Annotated in this window: 22 protein-coding genes and 1 tRNA gene; 8 read left to right on the plus strand and 15 right to left on the minus strand. The window is 67.9% G+C overall.

The genetic code is table 11. The features are described from left to right. Positions 1 to 7: 7 nt before the first annotated feature. The 5 genes from QH290_RS16200 to QH290_RS16220 form a co-directional block, all read right to left on the minus strand. Complete coding sequence (locus QH290_RS16200; protein WP_280383685.1) at positions 8 to 916, minus strand: alpha/beta fold hydrolase; 909 nt, start codon at positions 914 to 916, stop codon at positions 8 to 10. A 109-nt stretch (positions 917 to 1,025) separates the two neighbouring features. Next, positions 1,026 to 1,505: a hypothetical protein gene (locus tag QH290_RS16205; RefSeq protein WP_280383687.1), complete on the minus strand. Its 480-nt coding sequence runs from the start codon at positions 1,503 to 1,505 to the stop codon at positions 1,026 to 1,028. Between the two features lie 122 nt (positions 1,506 to 1,627). Further along, a tRNA-His gene (locus QH290_RS16210) sits at positions 1,628 to 1,700 on the minus strand. Positions 1,701 to 1,757: 57 nt separating this feature from the next. After that, positions 1,758 to 2,381, minus strand: coding sequence for an oligoribonuclease (orn, locus tag QH290_RS16215; protein ID WP_425303612.1), 624 nt, complete (start codon positions 2,379 to 2,381; stop codon positions 1,758 to 1,760). A gap of 32 nt (positions 2,382 to 2,413) precedes the next feature. Beyond that, entirely contained in the window at positions 2,414 to 2,557 is a 144-nt protein-coding gene (locus tag QH290_RS16220) for a hypothetical protein (RefSeq protein WP_280383689.1), read from the minus strand. Positions 2,558 to 2,691: 134 nt separating this feature from the next. On the opposite strand from QH290_RS16220, the gene QH290_RS16225 reads away from it, so the two are divergent. Continuing rightward, complete coding sequence (locus QH290_RS16225; RefSeq protein WP_280383691.1) at positions 2,692 to 4,635, plus strand: helicase HerA-like domain-containing protein; 1,944 nt, start codon at positions 2,692 to 2,694, stop codon at positions 4,633 to 4,635. A 117-nt stretch (positions 4,636 to 4,752) separates the two neighbouring features. Here QH290_RS16225 and lysA read toward each other — a convergent pair whose 3' ends face one another. The 5 genes from lysA to QH290_RS16250 form a co-directional block, all read right to left on the minus strand. Beyond that, on the minus strand, positions 4,753 to 6,096 hold the full coding sequence (gene lysA / locus QH290_RS16230; RefSeq protein ID WP_280383692.1) for a diaminopimelate decarboxylase: 1,344 nt from the start codon (positions 6,094 to 6,096) through the stop codon (positions 4,753 to 4,755). Between the two features lie 164 nt (positions 6,097 to 6,260). Beyond that, positions 6,261 to 7,058 carry a mycolate reductase gene (cmrA, locus tag QH290_RS16235; RefSeq protein ID WP_280266121.1) on the minus strand — a complete coding sequence of 266 codons (798 nt, stop codon included), beginning with the start codon at positions 7,056 to 7,058 and terminating at the stop codon, positions 6,261 to 6,263. Between the two features lie 42 nt (positions 7,059 to 7,100). After that, positions 7,101 to 7,775 (minus strand): VOC family protein, encoded by a 675-nt coding sequence (locus QH290_RS16240; RefSeq protein WP_280383693.1) that lies wholly within the window; start codon positions 7,773 to 7,775, stop codon positions 7,101 to 7,103. Further along, complete coding sequence (locus QH290_RS16245; protein WP_280383695.1) at positions 7,775 to 9,844, minus strand: NADPH-dependent 2,4-dienoyl-CoA reductase; 2,070 nt, start codon at positions 9,842 to 9,844, stop codon at positions 7,775 to 7,777. Before QH290_RS16245 ends, QH290_RS16240 begins: the two co-directional genes overlap by 1 nt. A gap of 5 nt (positions 9,845 to 9,849) precedes the next feature. After that, positions 9,850 to 10,482 carry a PadR family transcriptional regulator gene (locus QH290_RS16250; RefSeq protein WP_280383697.1) on the minus strand — a complete coding sequence of 211 codons (633 nt, stop codon included), beginning with the start codon at positions 10,480 to 10,482 and terminating at the stop codon, positions 9,850 to 9,852. Between the two features lie 275 nt (positions 10,483 to 10,757). On the opposite strand from QH290_RS16250, the gene QH290_RS16255 reads away from it, so the two are divergent. From QH290_RS16255 to QH290_RS16265, 3 genes are all read left to right on the plus strand, one after another. Further along, positions 10,758 to 11,027 (plus strand): type II toxin-antitoxin system Phd/YefM family antitoxin, encoded by a 270-nt coding sequence (locus QH290_RS16255; protein ID WP_280266125.1) that lies wholly within the window; start codon positions 10,758 to 10,760, stop codon positions 11,025 to 11,027. Continuing rightward, complete coding sequence (locus QH290_RS16260; RefSeq protein WP_280383699.1) at positions 11,024 to 11,293, plus strand: Txe/YoeB family addiction module toxin; 270 nt, start codon at positions 11,024 to 11,026, stop codon at positions 11,291 to 11,293. The genes QH290_RS16255 and QH290_RS16260 overlap by 4 nt, the downstream gene beginning before the upstream one ends. 193 nt (positions 11,294 to 11,486) lie before the next feature. Continuing rightward, positions 11,487 to 12,242 carry an SDR family NAD(P)-dependent oxidoreductase gene (locus QH290_RS16265; RefSeq protein ID WP_280383701.1) on the plus strand — a complete coding sequence of 252 codons (756 nt, stop codon included), beginning with the start codon at positions 11,487 to 11,489 and terminating at the stop codon, positions 12,240 to 12,242. Between the two features lie 125 nt (positions 12,243 to 12,367). Here the strand turns inward: QH290_RS16265 and QH290_RS16270 are convergent, their stop codons facing one another. Further along, on the minus strand, positions 12,368 to 12,982 hold the full coding sequence (locus tag QH290_RS16270; protein ID WP_425303611.1) for a TetR family transcriptional regulator: 615 nt from the start codon (positions 12,980 to 12,982) through the stop codon (positions 12,368 to 12,370). Between the two features lie 191 nt (positions 12,983 to 13,173). Between QH290_RS16270 and QH290_RS16275 the strand changes: the two genes are divergently transcribed. From QH290_RS16275 to QH290_RS16285, 3 genes are read left to right on the plus strand one after another with little or no spacing between them, the layout of a single operon-like run. Then, complete coding sequence (locus tag QH290_RS16275; protein ID WP_280383703.1) at positions 13,174 to 14,445, plus strand: ferredoxin reductase; 1,272 nt, start codon at positions 13,174 to 13,176, stop codon at positions 14,443 to 14,445. Positions 14,446 to 14,460: 15 nt separating this feature from the next. Beyond that, positions 14,461 to 15,609 (plus strand): fatty acid desaturase family protein, encoded by a 1,149-nt coding sequence (locus QH290_RS16280; protein WP_280383706.1) that lies wholly within the window; start codon positions 14,461 to 14,463, stop codon positions 15,607 to 15,609. Next, positions 15,610 to 15,933: a hypothetical protein gene (locus tag QH290_RS16285; RefSeq protein WP_280268948.1), complete on the plus strand. Its 324-nt coding sequence runs from the start codon at positions 15,610 to 15,612 to the stop codon at positions 15,931 to 15,933. A 217-nt stretch (positions 15,934 to 16,150) separates the two neighbouring features. Here the strand turns inward: QH290_RS16285 and QH290_RS16290 are convergent, their stop codons facing one another. Next, the gene (locus QH290_RS16290) at positions 16,151 to 16,687 is read right to left on the minus strand and encodes a DUF4254 domain-containing protein (RefSeq protein ID WP_280268949.1); all 537 of its coding nucleotides are present in this window, start codon (positions 16,685 to 16,687) and stop codon (positions 16,151 to 16,153) included. A gap of 388 nt (positions 16,688 to 17,075) precedes the next feature. Between QH290_RS16290 and QH290_RS16295 the strand changes: the two genes are divergently transcribed. Then, on the plus strand, positions 17,076 to 17,396 hold the full coding sequence (locus QH290_RS16295; protein WP_280268950.1) for a hypothetical protein: 321 nt from the start codon (positions 17,076 to 17,078) through the stop codon (positions 17,394 to 17,396). Between the two features lie 482 nt (positions 17,397 to 17,878). Here QH290_RS16295 and QH290_RS16300 read toward each other — a convergent pair whose 3' ends face one another. The 3 genes from QH290_RS16300 to QH290_RS16310 are packed head-to-tail and all read right to left on the minus strand — an operon-like array spanning position 17,879 to position 19,321. Then, a complete protein-coding gene (locus QH290_RS16300; protein ID WP_280383708.1) occupies positions 17,879 to 18,418 on the minus strand; it encodes a GTP-binding protein in 540 nt (179 codons plus the stop codon). A gap of 46 nt (positions 18,419 to 18,464) precedes the next feature. Further along, positions 18,465 to 18,896, minus strand: coding sequence for a DUF742 domain-containing protein (locus QH290_RS16305; protein WP_280268952.1), 432 nt, complete (start codon positions 18,894 to 18,896; stop codon positions 18,465 to 18,467). Further along, entirely contained in the window at positions 18,893 to 19,321 is a 429-nt protein-coding gene (locus QH290_RS16310) for a roadblock/LC7 domain-containing protein (protein ID WP_246010830.1), read from the minus strand. Before QH290_RS16310 ends, QH290_RS16305 begins: the two co-directional genes overlap by 4 nt. Between the last annotated feature and the right edge of the window lie 237 nt (positions 19,322 to 19,558).

A 19,558-nucleotide genomic window follows, 5' to 3' on the forward strand; every position in this document is an offset into this window, starting at 1 on the left:
CGCGCCGTCAGGCTCGGGAGTCGGCGGGGCCTATGTAGTCGGTGATCGTGGAGGCGACGGTGGTCGGTTGTTCGAGGTGGAGGAAATGGCCTGCGTGGGATACCGGGACGAGTCGGCTGCCCATAGGAAGACGGGCGCCCACGCCGGTGTACAGCTGTGGGCGGAGGCATCCGTCGGAGAGGCCGTGCAGTTGCAGGGTGGGCTGCCGGGGCGGTGACATCAGCTGTCGCTGGAAGGCTGCGTGCCTGCTCGAGGTGGTTCCGGGACGGACCAGGCGCCGGTAGTAGTCGATGATCGCGTGGCGATTGTCCGCCGTTCGCGCGGACTGTGCGAGATGGCGCAGGTCGGTCGTCGCGTCGTAGCCCGGCGACCAGGTCTTCCAGAGGAACGCCACCATCCGGTCGAAGATCTGCTCCGGCAGTATCGGCAGCTGGTTGACGAGGATGTACCAGCTGTGGGCGGTCTGGGCGAGGATCTGCGGGACCTGCCTCGCCGCGGTCCTGCGCTGCGGAGTGACACAGGCCAGCGGCGGGACGGCCAGGGAGACGATCCCGCGGAAGGGTGAATCATCCAGTGTCGCAATGGTATTCGCTGTGATGGCACCCCAGTCGTGCCCGATGAGGACCGCATCGGGGGCGCCGACCCGAGACGTCACGTCGAGCGCATCGGCGACGAGCGCCCCGACGCTCACATCGCGATCGCTCGGAATCGATGACGGCCCGTAACCACGCAGGAACGGCGCGACGACGTAGTAGCCCGCCCCCGCCAGCTCCGGCGCCAGGTGCCGCCACGTCCACGCCGTATCCGGGTAGCCGTGCAGGCAGAGCGCCAGGTCGCCGCCCGCCTCGCCCCAGGTGAGTGCCTCGAGGCGGACCTCGCCGAGATCGAACGACCGGCGCCCGGGCTCGCGCGTCACCGATTCCCCCTGGAGCACAACGGATATCGAGTTTCCGGCATCATCCCGTGGAACCTATCAAACCGATACCCGGTTGGCTAGAACCAGTTCTAATTCAGGCGGCTGCCGGTCAGCGGATATCGATCGTCCCGTCGAACACCAGCGGTGTCGGTCCCGGCATGCAGTCGCGGAACATACTCGTCGGCATGGGGAGCCCGTAGCCGATCATGTTCGGGCGGCCGCCCTCGCCCTTGGTAACGGTGATCTGGATCGCCATCGAATCGGGGGCGGACAGCATCACCGGTTCGGCGGTGGTGATCGGATAGACCAGCGACGCGGTATTGCCGTTGACCCGCAGACAGGTGACAGGACCGGTGACCTCGACCGGCAGCGGCATGTTCCCGAACCGGCCCGTGGCCATATAGGTGCCGGTAGCGGGGCCGTCGCCCTGCCCCTCGGCGTCGACGTGCAGGATGTTCACGCCGAGTGCCTGCATGTTGCCGTTGATCGAAACACCGGCGGGCGCCGCCGTTGCCTGCCCCGCCGACGCGGCCAGTGCCGCCCCGGCCAGCGCCGTCGCCGCCATACAGCGAGTAAACCGAGTAGCCATAGAGCAACCTCCTACATGGGATATGCCGCGCGTATACCCGGTGCGCGCGCGTCCATGCGGCGCGGCCTCGAATAGCAAAAGGGGCAGGTGAGGTGTTCAACCTCTGACCTGCCCCTTGTCAGGGTGGCTGACGGGACTCGAACCCGCGACAGCCAGGATCACAACCTGGTGCTCTACCAACTGAACTACAGCCACCATGGCCGGCTCACGTACCGGCCGCGCTAGATCGTAACGCGTGGGGCGGCGCGGAACCTAATCGGCTCCCGGCTGGGACGCCTTCGCGCTGGTCTGGCCGTCGGCGAGGGTGGCGGCGACCGCGGCGATCTCCGCCGTGGACGGGCCGGGCGGGGCGACGAACGCGGTGCGGCGGTAGTACTCGAGCTCGCGGATCGATTCCTGGATGTCGGCCAGGGCGCGGTGGGTGAGGCCCTTCTCCGGCTGGCCGAAGTAGATGCGGGGATACCAGCGGCGGCACAGCTCCTTGATCGAGCTCACGTCGACCATGCGGTAATGCAGGTGGGCGTCGAGTTCGGGCATATCGCGGGCGATGAAGCCGCGGTCGGTGGCGATGGAGTTACCGGCCAGCGGGACCGTGCGGGGGGCGGGCACGTATTCCTTGACGTAGTCGAGGACCTGGCGCTCGGCCTCGGCCATGGTGACGGTGGAGCGGCGCACCTCGTCGGTGAGGCCGGAGCGGGCGTGCATCTCCTGGACCACCGGCGGCATCGCGGCCAGCGCGGTGTCGTCGGCGTGGATGACGATGTCCACGCCCTCGCCGAGGATGTTGAGATCGCTGTCGGTCACCAGCGCGGCCACCTCGATCAGCTTGTCGCTGTCCAGCCGCAGGCCGGTCATCTCGCAATCCATCCACACCATGTACTTGTCGCTCACGCGAGACACACTAGCTGTCAGGTCGCGACCGACCGGCGCACCTGGCCACGACGTATCGCGAGCGTCGAATTCGACACCTTGTATTTGTCGGGCATCCGGTCGGCACCAGAACGCGCCGCCGCGCTGGTCGTCCGGCGCGCCGACAGCGCCGCGACGGGCATGTCGCCGCGGAGTTGCTGCGGGTGGTTGCCGCCCGGATAGGGGCGGTTGGGGATAAGGTCTTCGCAGATCCGTGCTTCGCTCAGGCGGTCGGCAATGTTGGCGGGAAGTTGGCAGGGCAGACGGAGGGTCGGCGATGAGTACTCCTCAGGAGAAGGCGGAGGCGGCGCGGAAGGCGGCCGAGGAAGCCGCCCGCGTCGCGGCGGAAGCGGCCGCCGCGGCGGAGGCCGCCGAACGCGAGGCGGCCGCGGCCGAAGCGACGAAGGCGCAGACGGCCGAGGCCGAGAGCAAGAAGGCCGACGCGAAGAAGGCGCAGGCCGAGGCGGAGGCGAGCGAGGCCGAGGCGAGTAAGGCTGCGGCGGAAGCGGATTCGGAGCCCGGCACGAAAACCGCGGCAGGGGCAGGCGCCGATCCTGGTGCGAAAACCACTGGGGCAGATGCGGGCGCGGAGTCTGCCGCGAAAACCACAGGGGCAGAGGCGGATGCCGAACTGGGCGCGAAAGCCGCTGCGGCGGGCGCCGGGCCCGCCGCGAAAAGCACTGCGGCAGATGCCGGTTCCGACGGCGCGAACCCGGCCGCGCAGGAGATCGCCGCTGGATACGCCTTCGAGGGTGCCGCGCTGGAGCTGGGCACGGTGGTGGTGGGCGACGCGGTGGATCCGACCGCGCGCGTGCGGATTCCGCTGCGCACCATGAACCGGCACGGACTCGTCGCCGGTGCGACCGGCACCGGGAAGACCAAGACACTGCAGGGCATCGCCGAACAGCTGTCCGCCGCCGGGGTGCCGGTGGTGCTGGCGGACGTGAAGGGCGACCTGTCGGGACTGTCGCAGCCGGGCCAGTCCAACGACAAAATCGCCACGCGCGCAAGGGAAACCGGTGACGGCGACTGGGCCCCGTCCGGCTACCCCACCGAGTTCGTCTCGCTGGGCACCGAGGGAATCGGCGTGCCGATCCGCGCGACCATCACCGCGTTCGGGCCGGTGTTGCTGTCGAAGGTGCTGGGGCTCAACGAAACCCAGGAATCCACGCTCGGCCTGATCTTCCACTGGGCCGACAAGCAGGGACTGGCGCTGCTGGACCTGAAGGATCTGCGCGCGGTCATCCAGCACCTGACCAGCCCCGAGGGCAAGGAGGACCTCAAGGGCATCGGCGGCGTCTCGGCGACCACCGCGGGGGTGATCCTGCGGGCGCTGGTGAATCTGGAGAGCGAGGGCGGCGACACCTTCTTCGGTGAGCCGGAGCTGGATCCGTCGGATCTGCTGCGCACCGCCGGTGGGCAGGGCGTGATCACGCTGTTCGAGCTGGGTGCGCAGGCGTCGCGGCCGGTGCTGTTCTCCACGTTCCTGATGTGGGTGCTGGCGGATCTGTTCCAGACCCTGCCCGAGGTCGGCGATATGGACAAGCCGAAGCTGGTGTTCATCTTCGACGAGGCGCATCTGCTGTTCAACGACGCCTCGAAGGCATTCCTGGACCAGGTGGAGCAGACGGTGAAGCTGATTCGCTCCAAGGGTGTCGGCGTGTTCTTCTGCACCCAGTTGCCCACCGATGTCCCGAATCAGGTGTTGTCGCAGCTGGGTGCCCGGATTCAGCACGCGCTGCGCGCCTTCACCCCCGACGACCAGAAGGCGCTGACCAAGACGGTCCGCACCTATCCCAAGACCAGCGCCTACGACCTGGAGAAGGCGCTCACCTCCCTGGGCATCGGCGAGGCCGTGGTCACGGTGCTGTCGGAGAAGGGCGCCCCGACCCCGGTCGCGTGGACCCGCCTGCGTCCACCGCGCTCGCTGATGGACACCATCGGCGAGGACGCCATCCGCTCGGCGGCGCAGTCCAGTCCGCTGCACGCCAAGTACGGCGAAACCATCGACCGGGAATCCGCCTACGAGTTGATGGCCGCGAAAGTCGCTGCGGCAGAGCCGGAACCGAAACCCGAGCGCCGCTCCGCCAAACAACCCGCCGAGGATTCCGCCGCCGACCGCATCATGAAAAACCCCGCGGTGAAAAGCTTCCTCCGCTCCGCCGCCACGGCCGCGGGCCGCGAAATCAGCCGCAGCATCTTCGGCACCCGCCGCCGCTGACCGGCGCGCACCCAAGGCTTGACCCAGCACTCCACGCACCCCTTGCACGATCCCGCACCCCTTGCAAGGCCCTGGAGGCGGTGCGAGAACACGCAAGGGGTGCGGGAAGGTGGGTGGTCAGCCGAGGTCGCGGGTGAGGAGGTCGGTGGGGGTTTCGCGGCGGAGTTGTTCGTGGGGGCGGCCTTGGTGGACGGAGATCAGGGGTGGGCGGCCTACGGCGTTGTAGGAGGAGGCGAGGCTGTGGTGGTAGGCGCCGGTGCAGGGGACGGCGAGGATTTCGCCGGGGCGCAGGTCGGCGGGTAGGCGCACGTCGGTGGCCAGGATGTCGCCGGCCTCGCAGTAGCGGCCCGCGACCGTGGCGGTCATGTGCGGGCCGGTGGGGTGGCGGTTGGCGACGACGGCGTCGTAGCGGGCGCCGTAGAGCGCGACGCGCGGATTGTCGTTCATGCCGCCGTCGACGATGACGAAGGTGCGTCCGCCCTCGATGTGCTTGACCGTCATCACCCGGTACAGCGTCACCCCGGCGCGCGCGACGATGGCGCGGCCCGGCTCCAGCGCGATGTGCGGGCGCGGGAATCCGTGGCGCGCGCAGGCCGCGTCCAGGGCGTCGTCGAGAATGTCGGCGAGCACGTACAGGTTCATCTCGGCGTCGCCGGAGCGGTAGGCCACCGCGTGCCCGCCGCCGAGGTCGAGCTGGGTGAGCAGGACGTCGTGCTCGTCGCGCACGCGCGCCATCGCGCCCACCATCCGGCGCACCGCCTCGCCGTAGTAGTCCGGGTCGTGGATCTGCGAGCCCAGATGGCAGTGAAAACCGACCAGTTCGAGTCCGGGCTGCCGCAGGATCCGCTCGATCGCCTCGGCGGCCTGCGCACTGCCCAGCGGAAAGCCGAACTTCTGGTCTGCCACACCGGTTTTCACGGCCGGATGACCGTGCACATCGATGCCGGGCGACAACCGCAGCAGCACCTGTTGCGGCCGCGACACCAGCGCCGACAGCAGCGTGATCTCGGTCAGCGAATCGATCACGATGCGCCCGACACCCGCCGCGACGGCGGTCTCCAGCTCGGCGAACGGCTTACCGCTGCCGTGCAGCACGATCCGCTGGGGATCGACACCTGCGGCGAGCGCGATCGCCAGCTCACCCGCCGAGCACACATCCACCGACAGACCCTCCTCGGTGACCCAGCGGGCCACCGACTTGGTCACCAGCGCCTTCGCGGCGTAGATGATCTCGGCGTCGGGGAAGTGCTTGCGGTAGGCCTGGCAGCGGCGGCGGACCTCGGTCTCGTCCAGGACGTAGGTGGGGGTGCCGTATTGATCGGCGAGGTCGGCCAGGGCGACTCCGCCGACGGTGATGCGTCCGAGGTCGTCGTAGTGGGTTTCGCACGGCCAGACGGTCGTGTCCACACGCGGGGACGGCATTCCCGATCGCAACGAGGGGAATATCTCGAGCAGCGTCACGGTCTCTCCTGCTGTGTTCCCCGCTTTCGCCTGTGCTGCGGGGCCACCGCCAGGGTTACGCCGGTTCCGCCGTGGCGAACCGAGCCGATACACGGCTTTGACATCCGCCGCGGCTATCTTGACGCCTCGCTGACGCCGCTGTGAGCGCCGACACCGTCAGCCGATCAGCTACCGCCGAGCTTCTTGTAGAACGAACCCACGATCGGCGCGGTGAGGGCGCGGGGCGCGTACTGTCCGGCCACGCTCATACCCTTGCTGATCAGGCCCGGCACCACGCGCATCTTGTTGCGCTCCAGCGCATCGATGGAGATCTTGGCGGTGTAGGCGGCCGACACCCAGATGAAGTCGGGAATCTTGCCGCCGACCTCCTCCTGGTCCGGATTGTCGGTGCGGACCGGTCCCGGCGCGAGCAGGGTGACGTTGATGCCGGTGCCGGTGAGTTCGCCGCGCAGGGATTCGGAGAAGCTGTTGGTGAACGCCTTGCTGGCCGCGTACGTGGCGTTGTTCGGGATCGGCATATTGCCCGCGGCCGACCCGGTGACGAGAATGCCGCCACCCTTGCGGGCGATCATGCCGGGCAGCACCGCCAGCGTAAGGTCGTGCACCGCAACGGCATTGAGCTCCATAACGGAACGCTCGAAGTCCAGGTCGAGATCCGACACCGGGCCGAAGGTGGCGACGCCCGCGTTGTTGCACAGGATCGCGATATCGCGGGCGGACAGCTCCTGCGCGAGCGGCGCGCGCTGCTCGCGGTCGGACAGGTCCACCGCGCGCACCTCCGCGGTCACCCCGTACCTGTCGGTCAGCCGCTGTCCCAGCTCGGTCAGCAGGTCACCGCGGCGCGCGACCAGGACGACGGAATAGCCACGCCGGGCGAGCTCCTCGGCCAGCGCGGATCCGATCCCGGAGGAGGCTCCGGTGACGACGGCACGATTCTCGGAGGTGGGTGCAGGCAGGCTCACGCGGGCGAGCCTACCGGCCGTGCTCGCGCCGGGCGCAGCGGCTCAGCGGGGCTTGGGTTCCATGAAGGCGATGCCCCAGCCGACGTGGCCGTTCCAGACGCTGGCGATGCGGCCGCCCTGGACCGCCGGTTTGGGGTCGCTGATCGGGCCGCCCGCGGCGCGCACCGCCGCCACGGTGGCATCCAGGTCGGGCGTGCCGAACGCGACGCCGATCAGCTCCGGCGGCCGACCGGCGGCGACGACCTCGATGAACGCCTCGCCCACCCGGTAGAAGGCCATCTCGGGGCCGGACGGGCCGCGCGGGTGAAAGCGGCGGCGCGGCGGCATGCCGAGCACGTCGGCCAGGGCCGCGACGGACTCCTCCAAGTCGTTCACCAGGTAGACGATGTGGTCAACGAAGGTCACACCGTTGGGATGTGCTGCACCGGAGTCGGTTACCGCGGAGGAGAGATCGGACTTCGGATCTTCGGACAGGTGCTCCAGCAGCTGTTCGAGCTTGTACTCCGGATCCGGTGCGCCGGAAGCGTTTTCGCTAACCAGCTCCGGTATCTCGAGGATCGAGGCGTCACCGCGCAGCTCGTCGAAGCCCCAGCTCGGTGACATGCCGACCACGCACGACACCGCGCCGATCTGCATCCTCCGGTCATCGACGGTGAAACCGAGTGCCGCCCACGACTTCTCGTCGCCGGGCAGTCCCAGGCTGACCAGGTCCGGCATTACAGTACCGCCGCCAGCCGGGTGCCCTGGTTGATCGCGCGTTTGGCGTCGAGCTCGGCGGCCAGGTCGGCGCCGCCGATGAGGTGGATCTCCACGCCCGCGGCCTGCAGCGGCTCCTCGAGTTCGCGCACGGATTCCTGTCCGGCACAGAGGATCACGTTGTCGCATTCGATGACCGTAGGGCGCAGCCGTTGTTCGCCGAAGCTGATGTGCAGCCCCCGGTCGTCGATGCGCTCGTAGTTGACATCGCCGATCTGCTCCACGCCCTTGGCCTTCACCGCGGCGCGATGCACCCAGCCGGTGGTCTTGCCCAGACTCTTGCCGAAGGGCGTCGACTTGCGTTGCAGCAGAACGACTTCCCGCGCCGCGGGGGAGGGCTTGGGCTTGACGAGCTGGCCCGGAGCCTCGGGGTCGTCGCTGTCCACGCCCCACTCCTGCTTCCACTCGTCCAGCTTGAGCGAGGGGTGGCCGTCGACGGTGAGGAATTCGCTCACGTCGTAACCGATTCCGCCCGCGCCGATCACCGCGACCTTCTTGCCGACCGGCTTCTCCTCGCGCACCAGCTCGGCGTAGGTGAGCACCTTCGGGTGGTCGATGCCGGGGATGTTCGGGATGCGCGGGCGCACGCCGGTGGCCAGCACCACGTGGTCGTAGCGGCCCTCCACCAGCTCCGCCGCGGTCACCCGCCGGTTCAGGAACACCCGCACCCCGCTGACCTCCAGCTTGCGGTTGAAGTAGCGGATGGTCTCGTTGAACTCCTCCTTGCCGGGGATGCGCCGCGCGATGTCGAACTGGCCGCCGATCTTGTCATCGGCCTCGAACAGGTCGACCTTGTGGCCGCGCTCGGCCAGATTGACCGCCGCCGACAGCCCGGCCGGGCCCGCGCCCACGACGGCGACCCGCTTCATCCGCCGGGTCGGCAGCAGCTGCAGTTCGGTCTCGTGCCCGGCGCGCGGGTTGAGCAGGCAGGACACGGTCTTGTGCACGAAGGCGTGGTCCAGGCATGCCTGGTTGCAGGCGATGCAGGTGTTGATCTCGTCGTCGCGGGTCTGGCGCGCCTTGTTCACCCACTCCGGGTCGGCGAGCAGTGGGCGGGCCATCGAGATCAGGTCGGCGTCGCCGCGGGTGAGGATCTCCTCGGCGGTCTCGGGCATGTTGATCCGGTTGGACGCGCACACCGGAATGCTCACCTGCGCCTTGACTTTCGCGGTGTACTCGACGAAGGCCGCACGCGGGACCGAGGTCACGATGGTCGGCACCCGGGCCTCGTGCCAGCCGATGTCGGTATTGATGATGCTGACGCCCGCGGCCTCCAATTCCCGTGCCAGCGCCAGGATCTCGGATTCGGTCTGGCCGTGCTCCACGAATTCGGCCATGGACAGCCGGAATACGATGACGAAGTCCTCGCCCACCGCCGCGCGCATGCGGCGCACGATCTCCAGCGGGAACCGGCGCCGGTTGGCGGCCGACCCGCCCCACTCGTCCTTGCGCCTATTGGTGCGCGGGGCCAGGAACTGGTTGATCAGGTAGCCCTCGCCGCCCATCACCTCCACGCCGTCGTACCCGGCGAACTTCGCCAGCTCCGCGCAGCGCACGTAGTCGTCGATGGTGCGCTCGACGCCCTTGCCCGAGATCTTGCGCGGCCGGAAGGGATTGATGGGCGCCTTGATCGATGATGCCGAAACACTGAACGGCACATAGGCGTAGCGTCCGGCGTGCAGGATCTGCAGGGCGATCTTGCCGCCCTCGCGGTGCACCGCCCGGGTGATCGCGCGGTGTCGGTAGGCCTCGGTCTTGTTGGTGAGCTTGGCGCCGAAGGGCAGCAGCCAGCCCTCCCGGTTCGGCGCGTAGCCGCCGGTGATGATGAGGCCGACGCCGCCGCGGGCGCGTTCGGCGAAATAGGCGGCGAGCCGGTTGGTATCCCAGGCCCGGTCCTCGAGCCCGGTGTGCATGGACCCCATCACCACGCGGTTGCGCAGCGTGGTGTGGCCGAGGTCCAGCGGCTCGAACAGGTGCGGGTACGGCGTCGAGTTCGACTGTGCGGCCGCAGAATCGGGATTCGCGGTCATCGAGTTCACCTTTCGGTTGCGGTACGCGGATGCCGGGCTGGGGCATCCGAGCCGGTCGGGGGTGCCGGGCGGGAAGCGGTCGTGCCCGGCCGCGCGGAGGCACCGGGGCGCAACGCCTCGAGCACCTCGTCGCACCATTCGACGAAGCCGGACTCCACCCGGATGCCGCCGCGCAGCACCAGGTACTGGTGCAGGGCGGTGCCGGTCAGGCGCTGCGGGGCGGGGAAGTCCTTCTTCTCGATGAGCCGGTAGACGTCGAGCCGCTGGGCGTGCCGGTCGCGGTGCCGGGCGACCTCGGCGAGCAGCGCGGGCAGATCGCCGTGCGCGGCGGCGCGGATCTTGACGCCGAGTTCGCTGCGCAGCGGCCCGATGTCCTCGCTGGGTTCGGCGATCCAGCGGGCCAGCTCGGCGCGGCCCGAGGCGCTGGCGCTGTAGACCTTCTTGTCCGGGCGCCCCTCCTGCGCGACGGCCTCGCCGGTCACCCAGCCCTGGTCCTCCATGCGCTTGAGCACGCGGTAGATCTGCTGGTGGGTGGCGCTCCAGAAGAACCCGATGGACTTGTCGAAGCGGCGCGCCAGCTCATAGCCCGAGCCGGCGCGCTCGGTCAGCGATACCAGCAGCGCATGCTCGAGGGCCATGCCGCGAGATTAACTGATACCCGGTGTACTATGCAATTCGGTGCATAGAGTTGCCGAGAAATTATTCGAGACGCCTTGTAGCATCAATCTTGGTGCTCGCACCATCTCGGATACGGGAAGGGCACCTCGCGCAGCCGGGAGGTCCGCGGGGTGTCCTTCTGAGTTTCCGGAGCGCGGGCCGGAGTGCGGAGGGGCCGTGTTCGTCCATTATTCTGTACGTGATATCGTACAGAATGCTATGATGGAGCTACCGCGACCATCTCTGGGAGGACCGAATGCGTGCCATGCATGCGACCGAAGCTCGCAACAACTTCGCGGCGGTCCTCGACGCAGCCACCGAGGACAACGACGAGGTCGTCATCACTCGCAGTGGTGACAAGGAGCCCGCTGTTGTGATTTCACTACGCGAGTACGAATCACTGAAGGAAACCGCCTATCTTCTCGGAAGTTCGGCCAACGCACGTCGCCTGCTGGAGAGCATCGAAAATGTGAAGGCAGGCCGAGTGCAGGCACGTGAACTTGCCGACGAGGACAGCGATCGGTGAGTCGCAAGGTCCTCTTCGACAGCAATGGCTGGGGGGACTACACCCACTGGCAGGCCGAGGACCGCACCGTACTGCGCAAGATCAATAAGCTTATCGAGGACATTCGCCGCAACGGCAATGCCGAGGGGATCGGTAAGCCGGAACCGTTGCGGCAGAACCTGTCCGGTTGGTGGTCGCGTCGTATCGCACAGGAACATCGCCTCGTCTACTGTGCCGATGATGACGTCGTGACGATCATTGCCTGCCGATTCCACTACGACGATTGATGTCGATCTGGGGCGGGCTGACTGGGCGGAGCGCCAGGCGCCCATGCTCACCCGTAAGTTCGGCTGACCCCGCGGTGTGGCGGGCGGCGGTTGCTGGGTCGCGTGGGGGGAGGCGGCTGCGTGTTCGGTGGGTGTGTCCGACGATCGGCGGATAGCGGCGGGCGGGGCCAAATCCGTTGGCTAGCATGGGTTGATGGCGCAGTCGTTTGTGGTTAACGGGGGCGCTCGGGGGAACGGGCGGGCTATTGTGGCGCGGTTGCTGGAGCGGGGGCGTGTGGTGGTGGTCGAGCGGGATGCGGGGGAGATGGGCTGGGCGGGGGAGCGGGTCGAGGTGGTGGCCGGGGATGCGGGGGCCGAGGAGGTTGCCGAACATGCCGCGGCGCTGGCGCAGCGGGCCGGGACGCTGTCCGGGTGGGTGAACAATGCGGCGGTGTTTCGTGACGCGTCGGTCGATTCGGCCTCCGCGGCGCAGGTTCTCGAGCTGATCGAGGCGAATCTGCGTCCCGCGCTGGCGGGTTCGGCCGTCGCCGTGCGGCATTTCCTCGCCGCCCGGACCGGTGGATCGATCGTCAATATCAGTTCGCACCAGGCTCGGCGGGCCGTGCCGGGCGCGCTGCCGTACAGCACCGCCAAGGCCGCCATCGAGGGTCTGACGCGCGCATTGGCCGTGGAATACGGCGCCCGGGGCATCCGGGTGAACGCGGTCGCCCCGGGTTCCGTTGCCACCGAACGCTATTCGGAATACTTGGCCGGGCTGGCTCCCGCCGCGGCGGCGTCGGTGGAGCGCGATATGGCCGCGCTGCACCCGCTCGGGCGGGTGGCGACCAGTGCGGAGGTGGCGGCGGCGGTGATGTTCCTGCTGTCCGGGGAGGCGAGCTTCATCAACGGCGCGAGTATTCCGGTCGACGGCGGGCGAAGCGTGCTGGCGCTGGACCCGGAGGCGCGGTGATCCCAGCCAAAAGCATGCCGGGAATGTGGGTGAGGGTGGGCATGCAGGGATGTGGGTGAGGTGAGTGTGCAGGGATGTGGGTGAGGGTGGGCAGGGCGGGAATGTGGGTGCGCAGGCTGGGGGGTTCAGTGGGTGGGGCGCCAGGTGCCCATGCCCAGGGCTATGAGGCGGACTTGGCGGACGGTTCGGTCGACTATGTCGGGGCGGTCGCGCAGGGGGGCGGCTACGTAGTCGGCGATGCGGTCGGCGACCGTGGAGACGATCAGGTCGGCGGCCAGTTCCAGGTCGTCGGGGGGCCAGGTGTCCAGGGCCCTGACGCGGGACAGGTCCACCACCAGTTCCCGTGTGATGAGCTGCATTTCGACCACGATGGCGCCGCGCAGCGCGGCCGAACCGCCGTGCCGCTCGCGGATCAGGAACCCGTACAGCTCCTCCCGCCCGGCGACCTGGCCGAAGACGAAGCGCACGGTCTCGGCGAGCCGGGAGTCCGGGGTGCGGCGCATTTCCCGTAGCGCCAAACGCAATTGGCGCACACCCTCGTCCACGAGCGTGGTGCCCAGTTCGTCCAGCGAGGTGAAATGCCGGTAGAACGCGGTCGGCACGATCCCGGCCGAGCGCGCGATCTCGCGCAGGGACAGCGCGGCGAACCCGCGGTCGGCGGCCAGCGCCAGCGTGCCTTCCAGCAGGGCCTGCCGGGTGCGCTCCTTGCGCTCGACGCGGGACTCCGCCTGTTCAGTCACATCGCTGAGCATACATCCGTTCACGATTCGTCTTCTCCTAGGGATGTTGCCTCGGTCACAGCATCTGCTGGTTGAAACTGTATGGCACCAGCGGGCACACTATCTCAGTGTACAGATGTGCACCGAAATCTTGGTCGCCTCCGCGATCACGGTGACACGCACGGCCCGACTAGCAGGTTTGGAGACCGACGGTGGGACTCATCGACCTGGTGCAGACGCTGACCTCGCCGCACCCGCTCGACCGCTACCTGGAACTGGTGCGGCCGACGCTGACCGTCCGAGATATGCGCGCCGAGATCACGCATGTGCGGCGTTCGGCGGCGGACTCGGTGACCCTGACGCTGCGCCCGACCCGGCAGTGGACCGGACATCGCGCCGGACAGTATGTGCAGATCGGGGTGGTGATCGACGGCGTCAAACACACTCGCTGCTATTCGCCGGTCGATCCGCAGGGGCGCCGGGATCGGCACCTGCAGCTCACGATCAAGGCGCATCCGCACGGCCTGGTGTCACGGTATCTGCACCGCCACGCCGTCCCGGGGATGGTGGTCGACCTGGCACCGGCCGCGGGCACCTTCGCGCTGCCGGATCCGGTGCCCGAGCGCATCCTGCTGATCAGCGGCGGTAGCGGTATCACGCCGGTGCTGTCGATGCTGCGCACCCTCGCCGATCGGGGTTATCCGGGATCGCTGGTATTCCTGCACTACGCGAAATCGCCCGAGGCCGTACCGCACCGGGTGGAGCTGGAGGATATCGCCAAGCGGCACAACAACTTCCACATCGAGTTGCGGTATCCGAGCTGCGGTGTGGGGGAGCGGCTCGGTTCGGCGGGGAGGGATTCCGGCCAAGAGCATGCCGGAATTACTGGGGAGCATGCCGGAATTACTGGGGAGCATGTCGCGAAGACTGGGGAGCATGCCGGAAATTCAGGTCAGGGTGCCGGTAGGGAGGGGGCGGCAGGTAGGCCCGATGCTGCGAGTGCCGCCGACGCCTTGTGGTCCTGTGCGGCTCCAGCGCGCCCCGTCGGTCACTTCGACTACGACACTCTGGAACACATCGCGCCCTGGTTCGCCGCCGGGGAGACATTCGTCTGCGGCCCCGGTCCGTTGATGGACGCGGTGCGGCGGGTGTACGAGGCCGAAGGGCTCGGGGAACGCCTGCACACAGAGGAATTCACGCTGTCGACCGTTCCGATGGATGCCGCGGACATCACCGGGTCCACCACCTTCTCGGCCAGCGGCGTGCGGTCGGAGAACGGCGGCGCCAGCCTGCTCGAACAGGCCGAATCCGCCGGTCTCACACCGGAGTACGGCTGCCGGATGGGAATCTGCTTCTCCTGCACCGCGGTCCGGCGCTCCGGCTGCACCCGCAACCTGCGCACGGGCGAGCTGGAGGCCGACGACGACCAGCCGATCCAGCTCTGCATCAACGCCGCCGTCGGCGACGTCGACATCGAAATCTGAAATGGGAGAACGGAAATGACGATCCTCACCGAAACCAGGGACGGCCCGCTGGTCCTCAGCCCGCAGGAGGTCGAGGAGATCGGCCGTCAGCTCGACGAGCTGCGCGAGCGCATCACCGCCGACCTGGGCGAGCGCGACCGCGAATACATCTACTCGATCATCAAGGCGCAGCGCGGATTCGAGATCGCCGGACGCGGCCTGATGTATCTGGGCTTCCTGCCCCCGTTCTGGCTGGCCGGGGTCGCGGCGCTGAGCGTCTCCAAGATCCTGGACAATATGGAGATCGGCCACAACGTCATGCACGGCCAGTGGGACTGGATGCGCGAGCCGGGGCTGAATTCCCGTGTGTTCGAATGGGATACGGTCTGCCCGGCCGACCAGTGGAAGCACTCGCACAACTACATGCACCACACTTTCACCAATATCCACGGCCGCGACCGCGATATCGGCTACGGCGTGCTGCGCATCGACGAGGGGCAGAAGTGGAATCCGTACTACCTGGGCAACCCGGCGTACGCCTTCCTGCTGATGCTGCTGTTCGAATGGGGCGTGATGCTGCACGACCTCGAGGCCGACAACATCATCAAGGGCAAGCGCAAGTGGTCCGACATCAAGCGACTGGCCAAGGGGCAGCTGCGCAAGGCCGGTAAGCAGGTGCTCAAGGACTATGTGGTGTTCCCGCTGCTGAGCGGGCCGCTGTTCCTGTCCACGCTGGCCGGGAACGCCACCGCCAACCTGGTCCGCAACGTCTGGGCCTACTCGATCATCTTCTGCGGCCACTTCCCCTCCGGCGTACAGACGTTCACCGAGGAGGAGACCGCGAACGAGACCCGGGGCGAGTGGTACGTGCGGCAGATGCTCGGCTCCGCCAACATCACCGGCAGCAAGCTGTTCCACATCATGTCCGGCAACCTGTCGCATCAGATCGAGCATCACCTGTTCCCGGATCTGCCCGCCAACCGCTATCCGGAGATCGCGCCCGAGGTGCGCGCGCTGTGCGAGAAATACGGTCTGCCCTACACGACCGGGCCGCTGAGTAAGCAGGTCGGGCAGGTGTGGCTGAAATTGTTCCGGTACGCGCTGCCGCCCGCGCTCGCGGGGAAGTCCGAACAGCCCGGTGTTATCGTGATGCGAGAGCGACAGCCGAGCGAAGCGGGCGTGTGAATGATCGGAAAATTCGAGAGCAACAAGGATCTGATCCAGGAACTGACGTCGTCCGGGGCACGGCATGTCGGCAATATCGCAACGATTATTACCGGCACGGTCGCGGACGTGACGCGCGAGATCGGGGAATGGGTCACCGACGCCATCGAGATGCGTGAGGCGGCGGCCGCGGCCCAGCGCGACAAGGAGGCCGCCGCGGAGGCGAATGTGGCGCGCGAGGAGTCCGATCCGCTGGTCGACGAGCCGCGCCAGGCCCCGCGAGTCTCCCCCGAGGAGCCGTACATCGACGCCGACGTGGAGATCGTGGATCCCGACGGGCGGTGATCCCGGCCAAAAGCGTGCCGGGAATGAGTGGCGGCGTGCCGGGAATGACTGGCGGGCATGTCGGGAACGCGAGTGGCAGGCACGCCGGGAACGCGAGTGGCAGGCATGCCGGGAATACGAGTGGTGGGCACGTCGGGAACGCGAGTGGTGGGCACGCTGGGAATATGAGTGGTGGGTGTGCCGGGGATACGAGGCGTGTGGGTTGCTCGAGGGCGGCTCAGAATACTGGTAGGCGGCGGCGGTGTTCGGCTACGTCGGTGATCAGGTCCTGGTAGCCGTCGGCCAGCTCGGCGAGGCGGACCCATTGCAGGTGGGCCTCGCTGTCCACGCCCTGGGGGGACAGCGCGCTCACGCGCGCGGGGGTGGGCAGGCCGAGGGCGTGCTGGGCGGCAACCCACTTCGCCGCCATCCGATCGATGACGTCGCCGAGGGTCTCGGTGTGCAGCGAGGCCCCGGCCCGATGGCGGATATTGTCGGTGACCCAGGTGTTGATGCGCTCGACCAGCCGCGCCCGGGTGACGTCGATATCGTCGACGATCTGGCTGCACGCGGCCACCCGGCCGCTGGACGCGTCGGGCGCGTGCGCGGCCTGCTGCGCGTAGCGCCGCCGTTCGTGGCACTGCACCAGCGCGTGCGCGGCCGCCAGCACGGCGTGATCGCGGTCGGGGGGATCGGCCCGGAAGGCCCGCAGCAGTTCCGCCGGGGACGGAAGTTCACCGAATCCATTACGGCCACCGGCGTATTCGGACGCCATGATCCCTCCACCCTCACATGTGCTCGACTGGATACGCCAGGGCCGAGGGGGTATCGGGGAGGGGCTCCCCTCGGCTCCGGCGCAGCCCCGCAGCCGGACATCACAGCCCACCACAAACGCTCACGGTGAAGAAACCGGGAAATCCGCGACGATGCGATGGAAGACTGTCCGGGAAAGGCGGGACATATTCAGGAAAGCGCGTCGGAAGAACCCGCGCAACCGGCTGGTGCCCAAACGCCGAACCTGCTGGACAATTGTTATACACCATTACAAGCCGGTCACATGATCGCGAAGATCGATGGTGGCGCAAGCGAGTCACCGCGACCCGGGAGCTATCGCGGCGATGCGGCCGCCGCATCGGGCCGGTCGTCCGATAGCCTGGTATTTCGTGTCCGCCTATGTGTCGTCCCCGGAGCTGACCTTCGGCTTCCTGTTCGCGCTGGAAGACCCCGAGCGAATCGCCGAGGTGGTGCGCAATCTGATGGAGCGCCGGACCGTGTCGGTGTTCCGGCTGGCACACGTCACCGGCGCCGCGGGACCGCCGGAGCGGTACGTGGTGAACTGGGCCGCGATTCCGCAGATCTCCATCACCACCGCCGCTCCGGAGCCCGATGAGTTGCTGGCCGATCGCACGATGCTGGTGAATGCGTTTCTCGACGACGAGGGCGGGGTAAGCCTGTACTCGTCGCAGGGCAGTATGCCCGGCTGATTTCGCAGGCGACAGCCCGCGCCGGGAACGTGATCTCATCGCTGCCGCAGATCGTCTCGTTACCATGACCTTTCACACAGGCGCTCTCAGCGCAGTCTCAGCTACAGACCAGTGATCTGTAAGCAGGCCTGGGAATTGTGGGTTCCGGTCGTTGGTCCGACAAGGAGCTTCGACGCCAAACCTGTTCCCTACAGAGAGGTTCAACCATGATCCCGGTCATCATCGATACTGGTAGTGCTGCGCTCGGCGGTCTGCTCAACACCGGAAGCGCTGCCCTCCACGGCATCCTGAACACTCTGTGGACGGGCTCCTTCGGCGGCTGAGTAGGTCGCCAGACAATCCCACCGCCCCGGCCAAAAGCATGCCGGGGCGGTGGTGTTCGAAGCGTGCTGGGGCAGTTGTGTTCGAAGCGTGCCGGGGCGGTGGTGTTCAAAGGATGCCGGGGCGATGTGGTGTTCGAAGCGTGCCGGGAAATGGGTAGGTCAACTGGCGACCGGGTGCGAAAGTCGGTGTAGCAGTACCTGTTCCAGGAGATCCACCAGGACCTGCTTGACCGATTCGCGGTCGCGGGCGTCGCATTCGACCAGGTGGATCGATTCATCGATGTCCAGCGCCTCGCGCACCTCGTCGAGTTCGAAGTGCGGGCCGTCCTCGAAACGGTTGACCGCCACGACGAATGCGGTGTTGCGCTGCTCGAAGTAGTCCAGCACCGGGTAGCAGTCCTCGACGCGGGCGGTGTCGACCAGGATCACCCCGCCCAGCGCGCCGTCGAGCAGGTCGTCCCACAGGAATTCGAACCGCTCCTGGCCCGGGGTGCCGAACAGGTACAGCACCAGCGTCCGGTCCAGGGTGATGCGGCCGAAGTCCATGGCCACGGTGGTGGTGGTCTTGTCCTCGCGGCGGCCCGGATCGTCGATACCCACCGACACCTCGGTCATGGCGGCCTCGGTGGACAGCGGCTCGATCTCGGAGATCGCGCCGATGAAGGTGGTCTTACCGACCCCGAACCCGCCGCTGACCACGATCTTGACCGAGGAGGGTGCTGGTTCTGGTGCGGCAGAAGTATTTTCAGAGTGCCCGAACAAGATCCCGGATCCTCTCGATGGCGGCGGTGGACAGTTCATCGGCCGTGTGCACCGACGCGTGCCCGGCGGTGACCAGATCGCTGACCACGACCCGGGCCACGCCGACCGGAACGCGCAGCGCGGCGGCGATTTCGGCGACCGAATGCGGGCGCTGGCACAGCCGCACCACGGTCTGCTGCTCGAACCGCAGCGGCGCCGACAGCGCGGCGGGCGTGGCGTGTACGAGCGTTTCGATGCGCAGCCCGTCGATCAGCGGCGTAGTGCGGCCGCCGGTCATCAGGAACGGGCGCACCACGGGTTCGTCGGCGGCACGGTCCGCGTCGGCATGCCGCGCCGCGCCGAGGGGGTCCGACCAGGGCGCCGGCTGGTTCAGCGGGATCATCCGGCGGTCGGGCAGCCGGGGCGGCTCGGTCATCTGCGCAGCGATTCTCTCAGTTCGGTGATCAGCGCCGGGGTGAGCAGCGCGCCCGCCCGGTCGGCGAGCACGGCCATCTGATAGCCGACCAGGCCCACATCGGAGTCGCTGCCCGCGATCACGCCGATGCTGCTGCCGTCGGCGATCGCCGACACCAGCAGGAATCCGCGGCGCATCTCGATCATGATCAGCTTCAGGCCCTCGAAGTCGTAGCTGCGAGAGGCGCTGCGCGACAGGCTGACCAGGCCGGACACCATGGCGGCGAGCCGGTCGGCGTCGGTGCGGTCCAGGCCGTCCGACATCGCCATCAACAGCCCGTCCGAGGACACCGCGACCGCGTCACGCACGCCGTCGGTGGTGCGGACGAAGTCGGTGAGCATCCAGTTGAACGTGTGCGGGCCGGTGTCCGGCAGGTGCGTGGTCACCTGGGTTCCTCCTGTGTGGTCGATGCCGGAATCCGTTGCTGCCCATCGGATTCGCCGCGCTGATGTCCGGCGCGGAAGCCCGACAGCATGCTGCGGACCTGATCGGGTGAGCGGTCGGCGGCGGGTGCCGCCGGGGGGCGGGGCGTGGGTGCGGGGGGGGCTCCGGCATAGCGAGTGTTACTAGCGCCCGTGAAGAGACCGGTTGTCGTACGTTGTAACACAGCTAAAGGCGTGTCA

The sequence above is a fragment of the Nocardia wallacei genome, from assembly GCF_029869545.1.
Taxonomy (GTDB): domain Bacteria; phylum Actinomycetota; class Actinomycetes; order Mycobacteriales; family Mycobacteriaceae; genus Nocardia; species Nocardia wallacei_A.

Bases quoted from the DNA above. Each gene is read 5' to 3' on its own strand.
- QH290_RS16205 (WP_280383687.1), bottom strand. From the start codon at position 1,505: ATGGCTACTCGGTTTACTCGCTGTATGGCGGCGACGGCGCTGGCCGGG.
- orn (WP_425303612.1), bottom strand. From the start codon at position 2,381: ATGGTGTGGATGGATTGCGAGATGACCGGCCTGCGGCTGGACAGCGAC.
- QH290_RS16220 (WP_280383689.1), bottom strand. From the start codon at position 2,557: ATGCCCGTCGCGGCGCTGTCGGCGCGCCGGACGACCAGCGCGGCGGCG.
- QH290_RS16225 (WP_280383691.1), top strand. From the start codon at position 2,692: ATGAGTACTCCTCAGGAGAAGGCGGAGGCGGCGCGGAAGGCGGCCGAG.
- QH290_RS16240 (WP_280383693.1), bottom strand. From the start codon at position 7,775: ATGCCGGACCTGGTCAGCCTGGGACTGCCCGGCGACGAGAAGTCGTGG.
- QH290_RS16245 (WP_280383695.1), bottom strand. From the start codon at position 9,844: ATGACCGCGAATCCCGATTCTGCGGCCGCACAGTCGAACTCGACGCCG.
- QH290_RS16250 (WP_280383697.1), bottom strand. From the start codon at position 10,482: ATGGCCCTCGAGCATGCGCTGCTGGTATCGCTGACCGAGCGCGCCGGC.
- QH290_RS16255 (WP_280266125.1), top strand. From the start codon at position 10,758: ATGCGTGCCATGCATGCGACCGAAGCTCGCAACAACTTCGCGGCGGTC.
- QH290_RS16265 (WP_280383701.1), top strand. From the start codon at position 11,487: ATGGCGCAGTCGTTTGTGGTTAACGGGGGCGCTCGGGGGAACGGGCGG.
- QH290_RS16280 (WP_280383706.1), top strand. From the start codon at position 14,461: ATGACGATCCTCACCGAAACCAGGGACGGCCCGCTGGTCCTCAGCCCG.
- QH290_RS16285 (WP_280268948.1), top strand. From the start codon at position 15,610: ATGATCGGAAAATTCGAGAGCAACAAGGATCTGATCCAGGAACTGACG.
- QH290_RS16290 (WP_280268949.1), bottom strand. From the start codon at position 16,687: ATGGCGTCCGAATACGCCGGTGGCCGTAATGGATTCGGTGAACTTCCG.
- QH290_RS16305 (WP_280268952.1), bottom strand. From the start codon at position 18,896: ATGACCGAGCCGCCCCGGCTGCCCGACCGCCGGATGATCCCGCTGAAC.